Below are 22,208 nucleotides of genomic sequence, written 5' to 3'. Positions count from 1 at the left end.
GCAAGACGCCTGAGCAAAGACTATGAGAAAGACAGAGTCAATGCCCAGAGCATGGTCTATTTGGCGATGATCTCTATAATGTTAAAAAGGGCTTAATAGGTTTTAAAACAGCTTCTTAGGAGCCGCATTGTTATTCTGAATGACCACGCCTGCAGCTTTACCTTGCAGCGCCTGATCCACCCGGGCAACGGGCTGGTCTTTGATCTCCTTTGCGGACACCGAAGAAAGGGCACCGGTAACGTCACTTCTTTTTTGTGAGCCATACCCGATTATAACTACTTCCTCCAACGCTTTTGCGTCTGTCCCCAGGCTAATGTTCACGGTGCTTTGCCCGTTCAAAGGAACTTCTTTCGTCGTGAAGCCCAAAAACGAGACAACCAGTACGCCAGTCCTGTTTGGTACGCTCAATGTAAACGCGCCGTTTCCACTGGTGGTCACACCATTAGTGGTGCCCTTAACTACCACTGTCGCACCGGGTAGCGGGTCCCCTCCCGCATCGGTAACAGTGCCCGTAACAGTTGCCTGCTGGGCGTATGCCGGATTGCTGCCTGCATACGTTACAGCCGCTACCAGCAGCAACAGGTAAGCCATGTGCTGGCCCAGCCAATTGTGCAGTGCGAATCGATTTTCTTTGCGTAATAAATTAGTCATACATTAAAGTTTAGATTATTTCTCTCTATTGGTAAAGTGATATAAGGTGTTGTTTTGTGTTTCCGTTTGCTTTGCTTTCATTTTATCAAAGTGTTCTGCTGCGGCGGTTCCAGATAATCATCAGATGAGGGAAGCGTTCCTATCCGGTTCGGTGCTTCTCTGAGGGTTACAGGAGGTAAAAGAACAGCAAGGCCATCAGGATCAGCAGGCCACCTACCATGTGTCTCTTGAAAATCAATTTTCTCATTCCTTTCGCTTTTTGTAAAAGTAGGCAGAGGGCCTGCCGGACATGTCGAATTTTTAGTTTAAGAGGGGGGCTAAATTCGTTGTAAGGCCAAAAATGAGCAAGTACTCACGTTTTTAAACACCCGAGACAAAAGGTGTGCAAGTCAAAGGCATCATGCCTGTATGATGCACCTTCATACCGTTGTTGCGACACCTTTTAAGTATCACTTAAATCGCAGCAGCGTTTTATACCCTCCTGAAAATCTTCCGCATCTCTTGCCGGGCGTATTTCAAAAAAGGCAATCCATACGTTCAGAAGATTGTCCCGTCCTGAACACATGGATTGCCTTTTGGGGCTTATTTATCTTTCTATAAGCTATAGCGATGGTCAAAAGCAACAGCCAGCCTGTGTTCTATATGCCTCCAAAGTCCAACAAGTTGAGGTTGGCGGGTATGAGCCACCGTTTGCAGGAGCGGCCCGTTGCGCCAACATGCCCCATTATACAATAGACTCATTATAAAACGCCGTTATACCCACCTGTAAGTCTGCCCTAGAGGTTCAGGCAAGAAAGAATTATCCTGAATTTAATGGTATAGGGGTATAGCATCAGCCCTATACAGAAATTGGCTGGCCCACGTTTGCGACGCGCACCAGCCAACTTTTGCAAAAGCCATACACAAACACCACCGTTTGCTAAACTTAGTGGCGTTACTTATGCTGCCTTATCAGGGGGTATGTTTTTAAAAAAGCGGGAACAAAAGCTTTGCTACGCGCAGGCACTTCCTGCTCCCGCTTCTGGCCTAGCTATTTCTGGATAACGAGCCGCTGATTCACGATGCTGCGCCCTTCGCTGAACACCCTGATCAGGAAAAGGCCCGCCGGAAGGTCCGTCAACCCGACAGATAGCTGACCGGAGGCATCTGTCCGAAGGTGGTCGCGCAGGAAGACCTGCTGGCCGGCAGTGTTCAATACCACAACTTTTAACCCTTTGCTGTGCGTCGGAAGGCTTATCATTACCTGCCCGGAGGTCGGATTGGGATAAACAGATGCCGCACCAGCTCCTATCGCCTTCTTTTTGGCGGGGCTCGCCGTGAGTGTCGCGCCAATGGCCTCGCAGGAGCTCCACTTAAAGCCCACGGTAGCCGCTGCGTTAGGAACCCGCAGCAGTCTGTCTACGCCATTGCTTTCGGCACAGGCAGTCGGCACAGTTTCGCGGTATTGCATGTAGTTGTCCCAGCTGTTGTTGGTAATATAATAGTAAGCTTTGGACTCACCCGGTTTCAAGCTCAAAGTGGTGCTATAAATCTGGTTCCCTTCATGTGTCATAGGCGTAAAGGTCCAGTCATTCACCTCCCCTACCAGGTAGACGCCGTTAGCAGTGTTTACACCCGAATTTTGCATGCTCACTTTAAACGTAATGGGCACCGTCGCCGGCACAATCGGGTCGCAGGAGGCCCACTTAAAGGCAAACTCCGTGCTTTGTGCAACATTATACCCCCGGTCCTTATTCCACATGGTGGCGCAGGCGGCAGGCACTGTTTCGCGGTTTGCCCAGTCGGGGCCATTCAGGAAATAGTAGCCCCCTGCGGCCGTGGCTGGCAGCGTGGTGGACCAGCTGTAAATGTTGTTTCCCAAATGCGTCATGGGGCGTATCTGCCAGTTGGGGCCGTCAAAGTCTCCGGTCACGAATACTCCTTTAGAGGCATCCGCCCCGGTCATATCCACCTTAAAGGTCACCTGCTTGTCAGGCTGGGGCGCATAGAAGCTGGCGTTGGTCCAGCGACCACCGCCGTTTTCTATAAAGTTGTTGTTTACCGGATCGAAGAAAGCCACATGGTCGTGCGAGGAGCCCTGCCCCCAGGGGGTGCGGCACGGGGTGGAAACCCAGGCCGGCTCCCAGAAAATCACACCTGAGCCGCCTGAGGCTTTCACCTGGCGGGTAAAGTCCACCATGTACTCCAGCTGCTTCTCCGGCGACACGGGCAGGTAGGCCGGGTCCGGGGTGTCGATGATGTTGCCGCTGGTGTCGAAGTTCTCGGTGGTCCACAAATAACCCGTCTCCACTACCGCTACCTGATACGCAGGGAAGCTGGTTACCATATCCTGCACCGTTTGGCCCAGGGCACCGATGCTGCCGCCATGCCAGCTGTAGTAGTACGAAAAGCCAATGATGTCGAAGTCGGTCACACCGTAGTTGATGGCATTCTGATACCAGGCTTTCAGGTTGTTCAGGCCAGAGTAATGCAGGGCTATTTTAGGGTTGATGGTAGCGGTGGCCCCCACCGCCCGCACGGCACGGATGCCGGCGTTGAAAAGCGCCGCATGGCGCGTCCAGTTGGCACTCACGCTCCCGGTTGCCTCGTGGTTGGCATTGGTGCTGGTATGGTAAAGGATGCCGCCGTTGGTCTCGTTGCCTACCTTTACAATGTCGGGCATCAGCCCTTCAGCGTTCAGGGTTTGCAGCACCTCCACGGTATAATCGTACACGGCCTGACTGAGGGCTTCTGTGTCGTTGGCCCGGTCCAGCCAGCGCGCAGGTATAAGCTGGCGCCCTGGGTCTGCCCAAATGTCGGAATAATGCAGCCCCAGCATCACCTTCATGCCCGCGGCCTTGGCCCGCCGGATCGTCTCTTTCACATCCTCGAAGTCGCTGTACTGCAGCTTTACGCCTGCAGGCTGCTCCAGGGAGTTCTGCCAGGTGGGGTCCACCCACAGCCTTACCCGCACCAGGTTGGTGCCCTGGTCGGCAAATATCTGATACACGTCTTTCGGCACGCCTGCTTCCTTGAAAACAGCCCCGCAATCCTCCATTTGGTTGGCGTACGAGAGATCGTTGCCATAGAAAAAGTCCTGGCCGGCAGCGGTAAACGCGAAGGTGCAGGCAAAAAAGAACAGTAATAATCTTCTCATAAGCTTAGTAAGGTATGAAGTGAAAAAATGTCAAAAACCTGTGAACACTTAATTGTTCATCAGCAGGTACTATTTCAGGTTAGCTGACTTGGTAAAACCACTGCGCGTTTCACCAAGTCAGCTAACCATCAACTTTAGGAGCTAACGCATCGGGCTCTGGCTCCCAGCCCCGGCGCTCTGAAATATGTTATCTCCTGAAAGATGGCAAACAGCACGTTTCCTATGGGTTGCTTACTAAGCGCAAGTTAGCGGCAAGGCGCTGGAAAGAGGGGTGAATTTTCCGTTTTGCAGGTAGGGCAAAATCGTTGCGGAACTGAAAATGAGGGAGTACTCACATATTTTGGCTTAAATGAGGGGGTGTAAAAGCAAATCGCGCTTCTTTTGCATGTATGGCTTTCTTGCCGTGCTATCCTGCCTCGGCTAAGGCATCAGTCGTAAAGGCTTTATAGTGACCACTTACTTATATATACCAACATATAGCAGAAAAGGAACCTGATGCAACAGCGCGTTTTGTGACATTTTTCAACAGGGTAGGCACAAAGCTATACCCTTAAAAAGTACAAGTTAAGCCGGGCCTATACAACAGGATTAAGTGGCATGCCTTTGCTATACTCAGAAGGAGTGACGCCATACTTCTTTTTAAAGATCTGGCTGAAGTACTTCCGGTCAGCGAAACCGACCATGAAGCAGACATCAGTTACGGACATCGGACATTCCTTGAGCAACTGCCCGGCCCTGCGCAACCTGAAATCCCGGATGAACTCGACCAGCGTGAAGCCCGTGAGCGCCTTTACCTTTTTGTATACCACCGAGTGGCTGATGCCGATTTCCCTGGAGATAAACTCCGCATTCAGTGCTTCGTTGTCCAGGTTGCTTTCCAGGATGTCCGTCAGCTCAGCCAGGAACTTCTGATCGGGGGTATCGAGGGCAAGGTGCTGCGGCTCTGTCAGGGCCTCTATCTGAAACTTTTCCTGTACGAGCTTTCTGTTTTTGAGCAGGTTCACGACACGCCTCAGCAGCAGGGCCTCGCTGAACGGTTTGGTCACGTAATCGTCGGCCCCAGTCTCCAGCCCCTTCTTTTTATAGATAAACGAGGTTCTGGCAGTAAGCAGGATGATGGGTATATGGCTGGTCCTGACATCGCCTTTAAGATCTTTGGTGAGGGCAATCCCATCCTTTTCAGGCATCATCACATCGCTTATAATCAGGTCGGGGGTTTTGGCGATGGCTTGTGCATAGGCCTCTGCCCCGTTACTTGCTTCTATTACCTGGAACAAGGGCTGCAGCAGCTGAACCATATATCGCCGGATGTCTGCGTTGTCTTCCACCACAAGCACTGTGGCATCAGAGAACGCCTTCGCCAGCAACTGATCTTCCTTTTCGCTGGTGCTGCCCTCGGTATAGTAATGGAGGTTTTCGTGCGCATCCCTTTCCTGAACCTTTTGCGAGGTCGTGAGATGACTTTCGCCCCGTGGAAGCTTCACCGTGAACGTGCTTCCGCTTCCGGGGGCGCTTTCCACGAAAACTTTTCCATGATGCAGCTTCACGACATTTTTGACGATTGACAAACCGATGCCAAAACCCTCCTCTGCAACCTGTGCGTTGTTCTCGCTCTGGTAAAAGCGCTTGAATATCTTGTTCAGCTTAGATTCCGAAATGCCTTTTCCGGTGTCCTGCACCACCAACTCCACGTTCAGCTCGTTCAGTACAACCCCTACCTGAATAGTGCCGCCGGCATCTGTAAACTTAAAAGCGTTGGAGAGCAGGTTGTAAACCACTTTCTCCATCTGTTCTTTATCGAACCAGAGCGGTGCCGTGTCTTGGGTAGCCGAGAACCTGTAGTCGATATGCAGGTTCTCGGCATGTGTGCTAAACGACAGGAAAATCTCCTCCACGAAGCTAACAAAGTCGTTTTCTGATGCTTGTAGCTTAACCCCTTTTGCATCAATCCTTCTGAAATCGAGCAGCTCGTTTACCAGTTGCAGCAAATGAGAGCCGTTTTTCTTTAGCTCATAAACGGCTTCTTCTTTCCTGGTATCTTCTTTCTCCTTTAGCAGCCTGTTGATGTTGCCCATGATCAGGGTGACAGGTGTTCGGATTTCATGCGACACATCGGTGAACAACCGCAGTTTCAGCTCGTTCAGTTCCTGCTCTTTTTCCCGCTTCACTTTCTCCAGCCGCAGGTTGTTTTTCAGGTTTTCGAGGTGAATTGTGTAGCGGTAAAACAGGTATAACAGGAAGCCGGAAAAGATGATGTAAAGCAGATAAGCCCACCATGTCTTCCAGAAGGGCTTATGCACCAGTACCCGTATCTGCTTGTAGGTGTCGCCCCATTCTCCGCCCGGCACGCGGGCTTTTACCTTGAATGTGTAGTCTCCGGGTGCCAGGTTTGTGAAGGTCGCATCATGCTGCTTGCCTATTTCCCGCCAATCCTCATCAAAGTTCTCCAGCTTGATCGCGTACTCATGGTTGGCAAAAGGGAAATCCAGGGCCGTAAACTCAAACGTGATGAGGGAGTGGTTGTGCTTCAGCTCTATAAAATCCTCCTCTACGATGTTCTTGTCCAGGATATGGTCTGCAGCCCCTGCTTTCACGTCGTTGTTAAAGAGTTTAAGGCCCGTAAATTTAACAGCCGGAGTGCTGTCCGTCAGCTGGATTTTCCTTGGGTTGAAGGACACCACTCCTTCGTTTCCGCCGAAATCCAGGTCACCGTCAGCCTTGTACACGGCGTTTATATGGTACCCGCCATTTAACTGGGTGTATTTTTTGAATCTCCCGGTAGCATGGTTAAACGCGAGGATCCCATTCTTTGTGCTTAGCCAGATGTTTCCCTCTTCGTCTTCCACCAGAGCGGTAATCGCTTTCTCGCGCAAACCGTCTTTGTCGCTAAAGTGGGTGATCTCACGGCTTTGGGTATGCAGCCTGAAAAGGCCTTGCCCCCAGGTGCCAATCCACAAATAGCCGTGAGTATCTTTCAGAAGGCTTATAATGTTAAGCGTCGAAAACGGAATGCCTCTCTTGCCCGGAATATTGAAATGAGAGAATTTCCGGGTGCTGGTATCGAAGAGGTGTAAGCCGCCGCCGAAAGTGCCGACCCATATAGCGCCGTCCGCCTCTTCTGCCAACGCGGTTACGTTATCGCTTTTAAGGGAATGCGGGTCGTTCTCGTTTTTCCGGAAGCGGAGGAATTTGCGGGAGGCGTTATCGAAGTAGCACAAGCCACCGCCCCACGTCGCCACCCAGGCATTGCCGCTCGCTTCTTCCACAATATCCCTGACATCGTTGTAGCTCAGCGAGGCCGGATCATCGGGCTTATACCTAAAATGGTCTGAAACGCCTGCCTGCGGGTCGAGTAGGAAAAGCCCGTTTGCAAAGGTGCCAACAAAGTAGCTTCCGTCCGGGCGCTGGCGGATCAGCTGCACATAATCCCGGCCAAGTTTTTCCGGGGCGAGGCTCGACACTTTAGAGGAGGCCGTATGGTATACGTTTAACCCGAAACCGTCTGTCCCGAACCACATGCTTTCGTCGTCTTTGTAGATGGCGAGCACAGGAGAGGGGTTGTTGCCCTTAAAATCACTGTAGAAATGCTGGATGTGGGGCTCCTGCCGCTCAATCACGTTTACGCCGTTCCAGGCGGTGCCAATCCAGATGTTGAGTTCCGCGTCGGCAAACACGGCATACACGGCGTTGCTCGAGAGCGAATACTGATTCTGCGTATTCTTAACGTATTGCTCAACCCTGGGAGTGCCGGAGGTATAACTGCTGACTTTAAGGAGCCCCTGGCCGTCTGTTCCAACCCATATATTGCCTTTCTCATCCGTGTGGATCGCCCTGACGATAGAAATGGCGCTATACGCTTCATCGGGTGCAAAAAAAAGGCCTGACCTGGCTTGTGCCCGGGTTGAAGATGAGCAATCCTTCATTGGACGTACCCAACAACAACTCTTCCGTATTCAGGGCCCTGATGACATTGATGTAGCGCAGGGAGTTCGCGTCTTTGGAGGAAGTGGTTAATCGAGGGAATCGGAATTCCTCTTTTTCTCTGTCAAACTCTAGCAGGCCGCCCCCAAACGTGCCGATCCAGAGCTTTTTGTGTGTATCCTCAAAAATACTCTTTACACTGCCATAGTTTAATGACGGGGAATCAGATTTCTTGTGCGCATACCTGACAAAGGAACTGTCCGCTTCAACAAACCTGTTAAGCCCTTTTTCAGTGCCAATCCAGATCGTATGGCCGGAGTCTTCGAACACAGTGTTTATCTCTTTGGAGGAGAGTGTTGATGCCAGGTTTGGGCTATACCTAAAATTGGTAAACCGGTCCGTTTTGCGATTGAACAAGCTTAACCCATCGATGGTGCCAACCCACATCCTGTCCTTCGAATCAATGTAAACGGCAGACACATCGTCGTTGCTGAGCCCACTGGAGCTCCTGCTAAAGACCTTTTGGGTATAGCCATCGTAACGGATCAGCCCACTTTTGGTCCCGATCCATATAAAGCCCTCCTTGTCCTGAATAATGCTGGTGACGGACTCGCCTGTCAGGTTCTTCAGCTTGTCGATGGTGATGAAGCTTTGCGGGTTCTGCGCAAGAAGTACTTGTGCAAAAGGAGACGGCGTCAGGAAGGCCATCATGAGTACCAGGATTCTGGTTGTCAGGCCGCTTCCCCGCTTAAAAATAAGGTCTCCTTTTATCATGGACAGGGCTGGGTCAGTTAAAATATTGGAGGATATGGCATTCACAAAAACACGTCATTGGATGCCCAACTAGCTAAGATAGCAAAAAATGATTGTATAGTGCCTTGTTTGGCACGGGTAAAACAGTTAAACGGAAAGTCAAAATAATCAGACCCAGGATAATAGCCGCTGTTCTGCACAGTTTATGGGCCGCACGCTGGCAGCGGCAGATGCTATGAGAGGAGTTTGAGAGGCGGGGGAATTGCTATTTTAGAAGATAGGGGCAGGCTTTCAGTCGGGGAAGCACCTACTTCCTCTAACAAGGGGTATACTACTGCTTGATGCGATGTGCAGCAGGCAATATGTGATCAATAGCTATACCTGATCAGGACAGCTTTTGGTGGCACCGGCGCTAAATTTACTTTTTAAAATGAAATGCGTACTACTCTAAAAGCGCTGTTTACCAGGAAGTTCCCCGTATTCGCCCTCTCCGAGCTTCCGTAGCACGCCGATTCCCGCCACACAAAACGCTGTAGCTATGCCTTTCAAAACCGCGTCGCATAAAGTCCTTTTGCTGCTGCTGGCATGCACGCTTCTTCTCGCGGTGTTTTTGTTCCGGAACAGGATTTTCTCCCTCACAAAATTTCAGGATTATTATACCATCGGGGTGATCCTGAACTCTGTTGAGCTGAGCCAGGAAGACCTGGAGGCGATCTACTTTATCATTGGGGAGAAGGTAAAGCAGATTAACGCCGCGGGCGGTGTGGCCGGCCGGGAGCTAAGGGTGCTGTATCTGGATGATAAAAGCAACGCTGAGATTGCCTATCAGAAGGTGAAGGAAACGATTGACGACCCGCACCTGCTTGGCTATGTAGGCTGCTGGAGCTCGTCGCGGGCGTACGCGATATCCGCGCTGATCGGCCCGAAAGGGGTCCCGTTTATCGGGGAATATGCCTTAACGCCCCTTTTTGACAAATACCCCAGTATGTTTACCGCTGAAAACGGAATCAAGGAGCAGGGCACGGTACTGCAGTATCTGCTGAAGAAGAAGTTTAAGCGGGCCGCCTATATCGGCAAAGACGGAGACCTGTACTCGCTGGCTTTGCTGCAGCGCATGCAGGACCTTGCAGCCGAGAACCCTGACTTTCAGGTGGTGGATACATACCACTACCCGCTGGATCACGCCTTTACCGACGCCGAGCTGGGTGCCGTGGCGAAAGAGCTGATGGCCAGGGAAACGGATTTTCTGCTGGTGTCCATAGAGTCCGGGGCGGCCACCGCCATTATCCTGGGCTTGCAGCGGGCTGGCCTGAAGGTCCCTGTTTTCGTGGGGCTCGGCGATGCGGGGTTTGTAGAGTCGCTGGCGCACGCGCAGGGCCAGGAAATCGAAGAGATGTACGACATCAACATCGCGGGCGTGTCGGGCGCGTTAAACCTGCGCCTGCAGGAGGTGATCCTGTCGCTGCGAAACGACCTGGACTACAGCGAAGAACTGGAGTTTCAGCTCTCGTTCGGGGCGCGCTTCGCCGATGCCATTGGCATGATGGTGGAGGCGGCCAAATCAAAGCAGGACACGTCTCCGGCCACTATCCGGGAAAACACCGTGCAGGGGCTGCACAACTATATCGGCGGCAAGCAAATTTACAGGGGCTGGTATGCCGACTGGTATTTTATGGATACCAAGTCCGGGGCAGGTAGCGTTTTCCTGGCCTGGAAACCCAGCAACCTGACGCATCATGTGCTGGCCCCCGAGCAGGTGATTTTTGTGGAAGACACGCTGCGCGAAATCCCGGTTATCTATACCCACATTGATCTGGTGCAGATAGACCAGGTGCAGGATACGGAAGGCACCTTTTACGCCAACTTCTACTTCGAGCTTTTTTCCAGCAGCCCCTTCTCCATCGACCAGATAGATTTTACGAACGCGGCCCGCAGCGAGACAAGCCACGCGCGCCTGCTCGACATTAAGCTGGTGCGGAGTAAGAGACCGGCCAACAAGACCGCTATGTATAGCAGTCTTTACAAAGTGTCCGGGAAGTTCCTGTTTGACCCAGACCTGCGCAATTACCCGTTCGACCAGCAGAAGTTCATTATCTCCTTCCAGCCCGGCAGCGCCTTGCAGCCTTTCCTGATCCAGCCTCCCGTGGCGGCGCTCCGCGACTCGGTTTTCGACTCCGGCGGCTGGAAGCTAATCGATCACTTTGTGGGCTACAATCAGGATATCATCAGTTTCATCAACCCGCTGGAGGAGTATCAGCAGGCGTTGCCGTTCTATAATTTCAGCTATATATACATCCTGAAAAGAGCGCGCGTGGACTTTGTTCTGAAGATACTGACGCCGCTGCTCGTGATACTGGTGATCACGTACTTTTCGGTATACATCCCGATGTATAAGTTCGAGACCCTGGAGGCGATTCAGGTCACGTCCCTGCTTGCTTCCATCGCCCTGTACTTCTCGGCCTACAAGCCCGAGATGGAATACGCCACCATCTCCGACAGGATCTTCATTTTCACGTACCTGATGATCACCTCCCTGATCGGAACGTCCATCCTGAGGTATGTGCGCAGGAAAAAGCACGACGCAGAAAACAAACTGGCCAGGGCGTACCAGCTATACATCTTTCCGCTCATCCTGATCGCGTTCACCATCTTCGTGGCGTCGGCGTAGCAGCGGCACTTGTGGTAGAGGTATGCCGGGGAGGTATGTGAAAGGGGTATGATTCGGAGTGTTGAGCCCCGCTAATAGGTAATGACATACTGAAGCCCAAAGCCTACCCCCTGGCTCTCAGCCGGCAGGTTTTCGTTCAGCCGATACTCCACCACTGCGTAAAAGTGCCTCAGGACCATCACGCCAAGCTGATGCTCCGTCACCCACTTAAAAGACACCCTGCCATGTTCGTGGTAAGAGATGTTCTGGTCTGCAAAGCCCGCCAGATAGAGGCGGCCGGGCAGCGCCTTCGGGAGGAGGTCCAGCCTGTACACGTGCTCAAGCTGCGGCAGGTACCGGATGCTGTGTGCCTCGCTCAGGCCTACCAGATGGAAGTTGGTGAAATAGTATAAATGTATCTTACGGAAGATAGGGGCCAGTTTGGGCATGTCGGTGGGGCGCCAGATAAAGCCCAGAAACAGGTTGTCGTTGCTGTCGCCCGCCCGGATGACCCACTGCGCCGTCAGGCTGAGGGGCAGCGCCCGGCTCGGGGCCCAGCGCAAATTCTGTTCGGTATAGAACCCCGAGAGGTCTGAGGTGCCTTTGGCCCCCTGAAAATTGGTGAGCGAAAAGTACTCGAACCCGTGCTGCAGCCGGGCCAGGGCATTTATGGTCATGACGCTAAAATCCCGGGTGTCGTAATACCCATTGAAATCTAAGAATCCGCTTGCTGTCTCTGGTACTGGTACTGGTGCTGTGGCCACACTATCCTGCCCTTGCGCAACATGCTGCTGCAGCACAGAAAAAACGACGAGCCATACGGCCAGGTTCCTCAGGTTTTCCAAAGTAAAAGTGGCTACGGGGTATGCAAAAGGCACTGGCTCTTACATACGGTAAAAGCGAGCAACCGAATAGCCGTGAGGGGAGTCGTATGCCAGGGTATAAGACGGAAAGGCGTTCTTTTTCAGCGCATCTGCAGGCGGCAACTCAGGGCGTATCAGGTGTGTCGGTCTGGTTCCAGCGATGCAGAAGCGTTGCGTTCAGGCCTGCGAGCAATACGTCAAACTCCAGATGAATGGCCTTGGCTATTTCGTCGAGTGGCTTTTGGTCTGCTGTAGTGGCGGCTTCCTCCAGCAAGTCTTTCCCCTGCGTGATTGCGTGCTGCAGCCTCCAGGCGTTCAGCAGCCCCAAGGTCACGGTAATCTTGTGGCAGGAAAACTTGTAGTCCTCCAGATTTCGGGAGACAAGCGCAGCCTGAAATTTCCCCTGGAAAACCTCAAAATTCCGGATGGTTATCTTAACCAGTTCTTCCAGGTCTGCCTCATTCTCGCCCAAAAGCTCTTCGAAGGTGCTTAAGTCGTAAGCTGGGCCGTCGGGGTTTTGTAGTGGTGTGTGTGCCGTGGGCATAGGCTGCTGTCCTGTAAAGGTGGTATGGTATGGCAGCCCTTTGGTGGCAGCGTAAGCGTAATGCGCAATTTTGTTGCGGAGCTCGGTTGCGTTAAAAGGCTTGCTGATAAAGTCGTTGATGCCAGCCCCGGCCATCTCTTCGGCAAAGTCCTTTTCAGTTGAGGCCGACAGCGCAATGATGGGCAACTGCTTGTACTTGCTTTCGGGGAGGCTGCGGATCTTAGCCGTGGCTTCGTAGCCGTCCATTTCGGGCATGTGCAGGTCCATGAGCACCAGGTCATAGTCCTGCTCCATCACCTTTGCCACTCCCGCCACACCGTTTGTGGCCACGTCAAAGTCAACCCCCCACTTCTCAAAGTATTTCGTCACGACCATCACGTTCACGGCGTTGTCTTCTACCAGCAGCAGCTTTACGCCGGCCACATCGGGCTCGTGCCCTGCCGCCGTGTCGTTTGGCAAAGCCGGGGCGGCTTGCCCCAGTTTGAGCCGCAGAGCGAAGCAGAACGTCGAGCCCTGCCCTTCCTGGCTTTTCACGGTAAGCTTGCTGCCATAGAGCGCGAGTAGCTTTCGGCTGATGGAAAGCCCCAGCCCCGTGCCGCCATACCTCAGGTTGATGTCGTAATCTGCCTGCGCAAACTCCTCAAACACCTTCTCCAGCTTGTCTTTCGGAATGCCGATGCCGGTATCCTCCACGCAAAACGAGATCACCGCCTCTTTGTCCGTCAGCTCTTCCAACTCCAGCTCCAGCGACACAGAGCCGCGCTCCGTAAACTTGACCGCATTGCCGAGCAGGTTCGTGAGCACCTGCCCGATCTTCACGGGGTCTCCCAGCACGCGGGGAGGCATGTCTTTGTCGATGGCCAGTTTCAGGGCAAGCCCTTTGTCTTGGGCGGCAATGCGCACACCATGAAGCAGCGAGGTGACAAGCTCCTTCAGGTCCACCTCCCGCTCTGCCAGCGCCACCTTGCCCGACTCAAGTTTGCTGAAATCGAGGATGTCGTTTATCAGGTGGAGCAGGTTTTCGGAAGAGGCTTTCAGGGTGCTCAGGTACTGGCTCTGTTCCTGGGTATAGTTGGTTTCCAGCAGGAGGTTGGCAATGCTGATGATGGCGTTCATCGGGGTGCGAATCTCGTGGCTCACGGTGGAGAGGAACTCCGCCTTTATCCTGGTCGCCTCCTCGGCCTGCTTCTTTGCCCGCAGCAACTCTTTCTCATACCCTTTCCTGTCGGTGATGTTGAAAACGGTCGTGCGGTTGAGGATTGGCTTGCTGTTTTCGTCCTTCAACTGGGTGGTGTTCACTAAAACGGGCAGCAACTGTCTCTTTTTCCTCCTGAGGTCGAAGTTGATTTCCGTCACGAAGCCCTGCATCCGGAGCAATGGCGCATAATGCGTTTCGTAGTACATCCTGCCCCCGATCGGCAGCAGGTCCTGAAACTTTTTTTGGTATAGCAACTCTTCCGCCGCATACCCCATCCACTTCAGAAACGTTTTGTTGGCCTTTACGATAAGCCCGTTGGGCAGCGTGGAAAGATAGCCGCAGGGAGCATTCTCGTATAGGTCTTCAGCGCTTTCCTCTATCAGGCCTTTGTGGTCCATCCGGTATGAGTGGTCTCCTTTTCGCATGCGGCTCTTTCAACTTATAGGAATGATTTGATGGCGGCGATCGTCTCCTCGGGTGCGCTTAAGTTTGGGCAGTGGCCCGTTGCCTCCAGCAGGATCATCTCGCTGTCTGCAACGTTGCGGTGCACAAACTCTCCCACTTCCACGGGGGCAATCATATCGTCAGAGCATTGCAGGATCAGCGACTTCGTCTGGAGCTTCTTCAGGTCGGCGCGGTTGTCCGACAGGAAGGTTGTGCGCGCAAAGTGCTTGGCGATCTCGGGGTTGGTCCGGCAAAAGCTGTTTGTGAGTTCTTCGCCCAGCTCGGGGCGGTCTGGGTTGCCCATGATGGCGGGTGCCGTCGCTGTAGACCAGCCCAGGTAGTTGCTGTCCAGCGACTCGAGCAGCTCCAGGATATCCTCCTGCGAGAACCCGCCTATATAATCTTCTTTGTTGATGTAGCAGGGCGATGGCCCGACCATAATCAGCTTTTCAAACATCTCAGGCGCCTGTATGGCGGCAAGTGCCCCAATCATGGAGCTAACGGAGTGCCCCACAAAAACAGGCCGTTCCAATTCCAGTGCCTCGCAAATTTCGAGCACATCGTCGGCGTAGCCTTGCAACGTCTCATATTTCAGCTTGTTATAGGCGGAACTGTCTGATTTTCCGGCTCCCACATTGTCGAAAAGTACAATTTTATGGGTGTCTTCAAACGCTGGGGTAACGAAGCGCCACATGTTCTGGTCGCAGCCAAAGCCGTGGGCGAAAATCAGGGCTTTCTCCCCAGTGCCCCGCACATTCACATTGTTTCTTTCGGTAACACGCATCAGACTAGTTTTAAGTTTGACAATGAGAATTCGGCAATCTTAAATCGCCGCAATAATTCGACCGCTTTTATACGCCTTTTCACTATTGGCTAACACTTTTTAGTAAAATGTTGCTATTGCCGCAACGTGACAATGAGCCGATTAGCCTCGGTAAGCGTTTGATGCAGCAGAGCGGTTCAGCTTTCCGGCGAAATTGTGTCCAGTATTTATACCTCAGGGATACGGCATTTCACCTTTTTCCAGCCCAGTCGGCAAATAGCTGTTATATACCTGCCTGCATGCTGGCTACCTGCTTCCATAAGTTTATAACGTGCCGGGCTTACAAAATTGTGTGACAAGTATTTTGTGAAGAAGATGGGTATAGCTGCCGGCAATGGTCAAAAGTACCGTTTTGGGGCATAGAATACAAGCGAATTCCAGATTTGGGAATCCTTAAATAAGCCTACGTTCGTGAAAGAGGCGGGCAAGCCTGGCGGAGGAAATAATACTTAAATTTAAGTATAAGTATATAGTAAAAATATAGTATAAAACAAATAAAAATATTCCCATTATGCCAGCAGGTGTGTACAAATATCCCAAGAGGCCTCCGGAAGGCTGGCATTGTCTTAAATATGGTACGTGGGTTGAGAAATGCAGGGTGAGAAGCAACGAAAAAAGCCTGCCCTGACAGAGCTGTCTTCTCGGCTTTATTGACCAACTCATGAAAATAACTTTGCGCCTCGGGCTCCTCCTGGTATGGATGATGCCGATCCTTGCGCTGGCGGAAGGATCAAAACAGCTTACCCCTAACACCCCAGGGTCGCCGACAACCCTGACGGACCACAACAACACCCGCGCCGGATACCTGGCGCACGATGCCAACTTCCCGAGCCAGACAGGGGTATCCACCACCTCACTGAGTTTCCTGAAGCCCGCGGGCTACAACTACAACGGTGCCACCTACTCCAAAGATCACCGCCTGTATGTGCGGGTGCTGCCCGGCGAGCAGCTGCACTACGGAGTGCACCGCACCGCCCACGACCAGGGTTCCGGCAACCAGGGCGACCTGATCATCACGGTACGCTACCGCAAGCCGGACGGCTCCGAGGTAACGGTAGGCTCCACCACGCTTGCGCGCAACACCAACTCCACCCGGCACATGCTCCTGCAGAATGGGCAGAGCGGCGTGATTGAGGATGCCTCCCAGGCCTCTATCGGCCCCGTTTACAAATACGGCACAGGCGGCTACAAAAGCCTGAGCGTGGCCAACCCGGCGGCCTCCGGCGAGGCGCGGGACTACTATTTCGAGTTCACGCAAACCGGCGAAAACGCCATGTCGGAGGGGCAGCGCTTCTCGGTGTATGACTTCTGGGACTTCTCGGTATACGATGGCAGCAAGGTTGAAAAGCCGGGCCGCTTATACGCTAAGCTGTGGTCTTTCTCGGCGGGAGGCACTGGTAACGTTTTCTCCAAAACCTTCAACATGTTCCCCCTGATACCGAGTGAGGACCAGGCGGACAAGTACTTTGTGAAGAAGCTGGAGCTGGCGGGCATCGCGCCGCAGAACTTCTTCCGCTTCGTGACCAACCGCAATGGCTCCGACACGTCGGTGGGTGCCACGGTGGAGGCGCGGCGCAAGAGCCAGAATGCGCAGAAAGACTACCCGGAGTTCAACAACTTCGTGAACAACCCGGACCCGGCCATCTGGCCCAGCGCCACCGCGCCTACCTTTAACGTAAGCGTGGTGACGGCCTGCAACACCAACACTGGGGGCGGCAAAGCCACCTTCAACACCTACAGCAGCGAGCGGAGCACGTTTCTGGTATTGGTAGAGCAAAACGGAACGGCGGGCTACCAGGCAGGCACCACCGACGTGCTGCTGGAGTTGAACGGGCCGAAAGGCAACAAAAGCGTGGAGTGGAACGGTCTGGACGGCAAGGGGAACAAGGTGGCCAAAGGCGCTACGGTAACCTACTACTTTAAAAACGCCGCCTCGCCCATACACTTCCCGGTATGGGACGCCGAGATGAACGTGGGCGGCTTCAGGGTGGAGGATGTGCGCCCGGTGGCTGGCTCCAACTATAACGGAGAGCTGTATTGGGACGACTCCAACCTCTCGACCACGGCCTTCCCCGCTCCGCAAACCGAGCTGTTCGGGGTGTCCTCATCAAGCGGGGCGCACAGCTGGGGCCACCCCACTACAAACGCGCTGGCCGGCGACCTGAAGCTGGTGAACACCTGGACCTACGGGTATACCAACTCCGCTACCCAATCGCAGGCGTTTACCTACGACTGCAGCGCCGATGTGGGCGTGACGCAGACCGTTTCGGCTGGGCCGTATACACTGGCGAAGCCGCTCACCTATACCCTCACCGTAACCAACAACGGCCCTGTGGCCGCGACGGGCGTAACGGTGACGGGTTTGCTGGATGCCGCCAAGCTGCAGTTTATCAGCTCGTCGGACGCGGCGGCCTACAACAGTGGCACCGGCCTCTGGACCATCGGGGCGCTGGCAGTGGGTGCGTCCAAAACGCTGACCATAACCGCGCAGCCGAAAGTGCTCGGCTCCATCACCACCATGGCCACCAAGGCATCCAACGAGGCGGATGACAATGCCGCCAATAACTCAGCCGCCGTCACTATCAGCGTGGTCGCTTCTGCTGACATTGAGGTGAAGAACACGGTGCCGCAAACCACTTACAACAACGGCGACCTGGTGCCTTATACCATCACGGTGAAAAACCTGGGCCCGAATGCGGCCACCGGCGTGGCCGTGACGGACCTGCTGCCAAGCGGCCTGAAGCTGGAGGGAACGGTGCCCGCAGGGTATACTGCCACGACTGGCGTCTGGACGGTAGGCGACCTGGCGTTGAACGGCACAAAGTCGCTGGTGCTGAATGCCCGCGTGACCAGTCAGGGTACCATCACCACGACAGCTTACCTGAACAGTCGGGACGCTTTTCAGCTGGACGAGAACGGCAGCAACAACATCTCCTCGAACACCATCACCGTGAACCCAACGGCCGATGTGGCCGTGGCAAGCGCCGTTTCGAGCAGCACCACAAACCAGAACCAGGTGGTTACATTTACCATTACCGCCACCAACAACGGCCCGAACAACGCCACGAACGTGGTGCTGGCGAACGCTGTGCCGAGCGGCCTGACCATTGTGGGCAACAGCGTGACAGCGGGGACTTTTAACGCTGCCAACAACACCTGGAGCGTGGGCACGATCCCGGTGGGGGGCACCCATACCCTGACCCTGCAGGCCAGGGCCACCGCCGTAGGCACGTTCGGGATAAGCTCTTCGCAAACCCATACCGAAAACGATGGCGTGCCGGGCAACGACAGCGCTTCTTCGTCTGTTACGGTGGGCCCGACGGCCGACGTGGCCGTTACCAACACCATTGCGCCGGTAAAGGCAGCGTATGCCAACGGCGACGCCGTGACCTATACCGTGGTGGTGACAAACAACGGCCCCAGTGCAGCCACCAGCGTGGTCGTGACCGACAAATTGCCCGCCTCCCTCACCTTTACTAGCGCTTCCGCCACCACGGGGGTATACACAGCCGCCGACGGCAAGTGGACCGTGGGGAACCTGGCGAACGGGGCATCGGCCACGCTTACCCTGAACGCGACCATCAACCAGAGCGCGGTTATCACCACGACGGCCACGCAGACGCATACCGAGTTTGACAACGTGAACGGCAACAACAGCGCCTCCAACTCCATACGCTCTGGCTCAGGCACCGTAACGGCAGACGTAAAGGTGGAGGTCAGTGCGTCGGCGGCCAGCACCTATACCGGCCAGGAGGTAAGCTTTACGACGAGGGCGACCAACACGGGCCCTGACGCCGCTACCAGCCTCTCGCTGACAGCACTCGTGCCGGCGGGCATGACACTGGTAAGCGCCACCCCTAAAATCGGGACGTATACTGCCGGCACCGGCAAATGGGACATCGGGAAGCTCGCTTCGGGTGCCTTTACAGAGCTGATTCTGGTCGTGAGGCCAAACCCGGACAACACGGTGACCGGAGACAAAAATTACCGCTTTACGGCAAACGGCCTTTCGCTGGCCGAGTCGCAGGGCGCCAATACAAACCCGGATGAGGCATCCGTGGACGTGGTAGTGAAGAAGGCAGCCGATGCCAGGGCCAGCATGGTGGTGACGGGCGATGTGAGCGGGGTATTCTACCACAACATCACGGAGGCCACCTTTACTTTCACGGTGACAAACGACGGGCCCGACGTGCTCACCAACCTGATGGGACAGGACACCCGCACGGGCACGATCACGTTCACGGCGGTGCCGGTTGCCTCTGGCGGCACGACTTACACTACCGCAGACGGCTTGTGGCGCATCCCTGTCCTTAATCCGGGAGAATCAAAAACGCTGGTGATAAAGGGCATCCCCAACACGGTGGGCCGCCTGAACCTGGGCGGGCAGAAGGTGTCGCAGGATCAGTATGACCCGAACACGCAGAACGACAAAGCGATAGTGTTTCTGAAAGTGGTGCCCGTGGCAGACCTGCAGGTAACCAACGCAGTGGCGGCCGGGCCTTATTACAATGGCCAGCCCGCCACCTTCACGGTGCAAGTGCTTAACAACGGCCCCGACGCCGCGACAGGCGTAACGGTACTGGACAAGCTGCCTGCCGGGCTGAGCCTTGTTAGCTATACCACCGATGCCGGCACGTATGATGCCGCCACCGGGGTATGGAGCCTGGGCACAGACCTGCTGCCGGGAAGCGCGAACAAAAAAACGCTTACCCTTACCGTTAAGCCGACGGCTGCCGCCAGTTATACCACCACGGCATCTGTTAACACCGCGAACGAGTATGACAGCAACAACGCCAACAACAGCCAGTCGGCAAGCCTGCAGGCCAATGCTTCCGCTGATATTTCCGTTGCCAGCACGCTGCAGGCAGGGCCATACTACATTGGCGGGAAGTACACAGTGACCGTTACGGCCAAAAACCTGGGCCCAGACGCCGCCACGGGCGTGGCGCTGCAAAACATGCTGTCGGCCGGGCTGAAACTGGTGGCGGGCAGCGAGGCGCCGGAGGCAGGCACCAGCTTCGACGCTGCGACCGGCGTGTGGACTGTGGGCGGGCTCAGCCTAAACCAAACCCGTACGCTCACTTTTCAGGTAACGCCAACCTCGTCGGGCACGCAAACGAGCACCGCCTACAAAACAGCCGGGAATGAGCACGACGTGAACGGGGGCAATACCGCCAACGGCAACAACACGGCAAGCGTCAGCCTTACCCCGACTGACAGGCCCGCTGCTCTGCAGCAGCTCGTGACAGGCAGGCACTACCTGGCATTCGCGACGGGCGAGGCCATCGCCACATTCACAGACCCGGACGGGGCGATTGAGAACGCAGCGATCGTGGGGGGCACGTTGCCTGCGGGCACAGAGCTGCGCCCGAACGGAACCCTGCTGGTGAGAGACAAGCACCTGCTGAAGCCCGGCAGCTACTCGCTCACTATCGAAACGGTGGATGAGGCGGGTGGCAAGACCCAAACGGTTGTGAATTTCACCATCAGCCAGGACTGGGACAACGACGGCGTGAATGACCGCGACGACATAGACGACAACAACGACGGCATCACCGATGTGATTTCCGGAAACGGCGTGGACCCCCTTGGCGATGCCGACAACGACGGTGACCTGAACTACCACGACCTGGATTTCGTGCACCCGGTATACGGCGCGTACCGCGATCAGAACAACGATGGCATCAACGACGTGTTCGACCTGGACATGGACGGCCGCATCAACTCGCTGGACGCTGACATGGACGGAGACGGGATCACCAACGTGCTGGAGGCAAACGGCGGCAAAGTGCCCGCCGGCGGAATTTACAGTGCAAACAGTGGCACCATCACGGGGGCAGTGAGCGGCAACGGCATGCCGGTAGCGGCGCAAACCGAAAATAACAGCGGCGTGACTATCTTTGCCATGCCAGACACTGATGAAGACACCTTCAAGGATTTTCTGGACCTCGATGCGGACAACGACGGGATACTGGACAACGTGGAGGGGCAGTCAACGGCAGGCTTCATCAACAAGGCGCAGGTAGACACAGACCGGGACGGTATAAACGATGCCTACGACCCAGACAACGGGGGCAAGGCGATCACACCCGTGGACACCGACGCAGACGGCGTGCCCGACTACCTCGACCTGGACAGCGACGATGACCTGACGCCTGACTTTGAAGAGGCCTTCGACGACGACCAGGACGGTACGTCCCTGAACGACATGGTGGCCCGGGCAGAGCGGTTCGAGGCCGGTATGGCCAAAGGGTATTATACCCCCCAGGACACTAACAAAAACAAGACACCGGACTGGCTGGAGAAGCAAAGCAACAGGCTGGCGTACCTGAGCCCTAGCAGCGCGCATTACTACGATTCCAACAACGACGGCGTGGTGGACCTGCTGGACACAAACACAGGGGGGAGGCCGGCGGCGCTTCAGAAAAACGAGCGCAACGAGTACAGTTTCCGCGACGCGCAGACTGTAACGCCGCTGCCGGTCACGCTAGTGAAGTTCGCGGCCAAATCCGGCAGTCAGGGCGTGCTCCTCACCTGGGCAACGGCCAGCGAGAAAGACAGCGACCACTTTGTCGTGGAGCGCAGCACAGACGGCAAGAACTTTGTGGTGGCGGGCACCGTGAAAAGCGCCGGAAACAGCACAACCCTGCTGCACTACTCGCTGCCCGACGCGGCGACCCCTGCCGGCACAGTATACTACCGCCTGAAGCAGGTAGATGAAAACGGCACTTTTGCATACAGTGGCATTATCTTTGTTTCCGTTGCGCATGCCGGGAAAGCCCCGGAGCCTAAGGCGATAATATACCCTAACCCGACAGACGGTATAGCTACCCTGAACATGGGGCATCTGCCAGCGGGCAGGTATAACGTCTCGGTTATCGGGATGGATGGGCGCACGCTGCAGCAGTTGGAGCTGAACAGCGGTATCGAGCAGCGAATAGACGTGAGCAGCCTGCCACGCGGCAAGTATGTGCTGCGCATTCAGGGAACAGGTGTATGGCAGGGCATTAGCTTCATCCGCAACTAAGCCTTGCGCCTGCTGCACCCCACATTTCGGGAGGGAGTGAGGGGGAGTTAAAGCGATCTGTTTTGCCTTGGCGAGCCGCTACTTGCAAAGGCAAGTGCCAACAGCTACTCTGGGTCTGGAAGGGGCTCGGAGTAGCTGTTTTTTTGGCTTGCATGCCCCGCCCTGGCATGCGGCAGAAAGCGCACGGGTTGTGGCAGCGGT

The 22,208-nt window shown here is 54.9% G+C and carries 9 protein-coding genes; 2 read left to right on the top strand and 7 right to left on the bottom strand.

Features of this window, described 5'->3' with window-relative positions:
- Positions 1–102: 102 nt before the first annotated feature.
- The 4 genes from MKJ04_RS03730 to MKJ04_RS03715 form a co-directional block, all read right to left on the bottom strand.
- On the bottom strand, positions 103–651 hold the full coding sequence (locus MKJ04_RS03730; protein WP_241639516.1) for a carboxypeptidase-like regulatory domain-containing protein: 549 nt from the start codon (positions 649–651) through the stop codon (positions 103–105).
- Between the two features lie 1,030 nt (positions 652–1,681).
- Entirely contained in the window at positions 1,682–3,787 is a 2,106-nt protein-coding gene (locus MKJ04_RS03725; protein ID WP_241639515.1) for a glycosyl hydrolase 53 family protein, read from the bottom strand.
- Between the two features lie 575 nt (positions 3,788–4,362).
- Positions 4,363–7,710, bottom strand: a complete 3,348-nt coding sequence (locus MKJ04_RS03720) for an ATP-binding protein (RefSeq protein WP_241639514.1) — start codon at positions 7,708–7,710, stop codon at positions 4,363–4,365.
- Positions 7,646–8,482 carry a two-component regulator propeller domain-containing protein gene (locus MKJ04_RS03715; RefSeq protein ID WP_241639513.1) on the bottom strand — a complete coding sequence of 279 codons (837 nt, stop codon included), beginning with the start codon at positions 8,480–8,482 and terminating at the stop codon, positions 7,646–7,648. Before MKJ04_RS03715 ends, MKJ04_RS03720 begins: the two co-directional genes overlap by 65 nt.
- 517 nt (positions 8,483–8,999) lie before the next feature.
- Between MKJ04_RS03715 and MKJ04_RS03710 the strand changes: the two genes are divergently transcribed.
- On the top strand, positions 9,000–11,129 hold the full coding sequence (locus MKJ04_RS03710) for an ABC transporter substrate-binding protein (RefSeq protein WP_241639512.1): 2,130 nt from the start codon (positions 9,000–9,002) through the stop codon (positions 11,127–11,129).
- 71 nt (positions 11,130–11,200) lie between these two features.
- On the opposite strand, the gene MKJ04_RS03705 is transcribed toward MKJ04_RS03710, so the two are convergent.
- The 3 genes from MKJ04_RS03705 to MKJ04_RS03695 form a co-directional block, all read right to left on the bottom strand.
- The gene (locus tag MKJ04_RS03705; protein WP_241639511.1) at positions 11,201–11,953 is read right to left on the bottom strand and encodes a hypothetical protein; all 753 of its coding nucleotides are present in this window, start codon (positions 11,951–11,953) and stop codon (positions 11,201–11,203) included.
- A 142-nt stretch (positions 11,954–12,095) separates the two neighbouring features.
- Complete coding sequence (locus MKJ04_RS03700) at positions 12,096–14,138, bottom strand: PAS domain-containing hybrid sensor histidine kinase/response regulator (protein WP_241639510.1); 2,043 nt, start codon at positions 14,136–14,138, stop codon at positions 12,096–12,098.
- A 14-nt stretch (positions 14,139–14,152) separates the two neighbouring features.
- Positions 14,153–14,941, bottom strand: a complete 789-nt coding sequence (locus tag MKJ04_RS03695; RefSeq protein ID WP_241639509.1) for an alpha/beta fold hydrolase — start codon at positions 14,939–14,941, stop codon at positions 14,153–14,155.
- A gap of 700 nt (positions 14,942–15,641) precedes the next feature.
- Here MKJ04_RS03695 and MKJ04_RS03690 point away from each other — a divergent pair.
- The gene (locus tag MKJ04_RS03690; protein WP_241639508.1) at positions 15,642–22,007 is read left to right on the top strand and encodes a T9SS type A sorting domain-containing protein; all 6,366 of its coding nucleotides are present in this window, start codon (positions 15,642–15,644) and stop codon (positions 22,005–22,007) included.
- The last annotated feature ends 201 nt before the right edge of the window (positions 22,008–22,208 follow it).

This window comes from Pontibacter sp. E15-1, from assembly GCF_022601975.1.
Taxonomy (GTDB): domain Bacteria; phylum Bacteroidota; class Bacteroidia; order Cytophagales; family Hymenobacteraceae; genus Pontibacter.
This window is presented reverse-complemented; position numbering and strand designations above follow the sequence as displayed.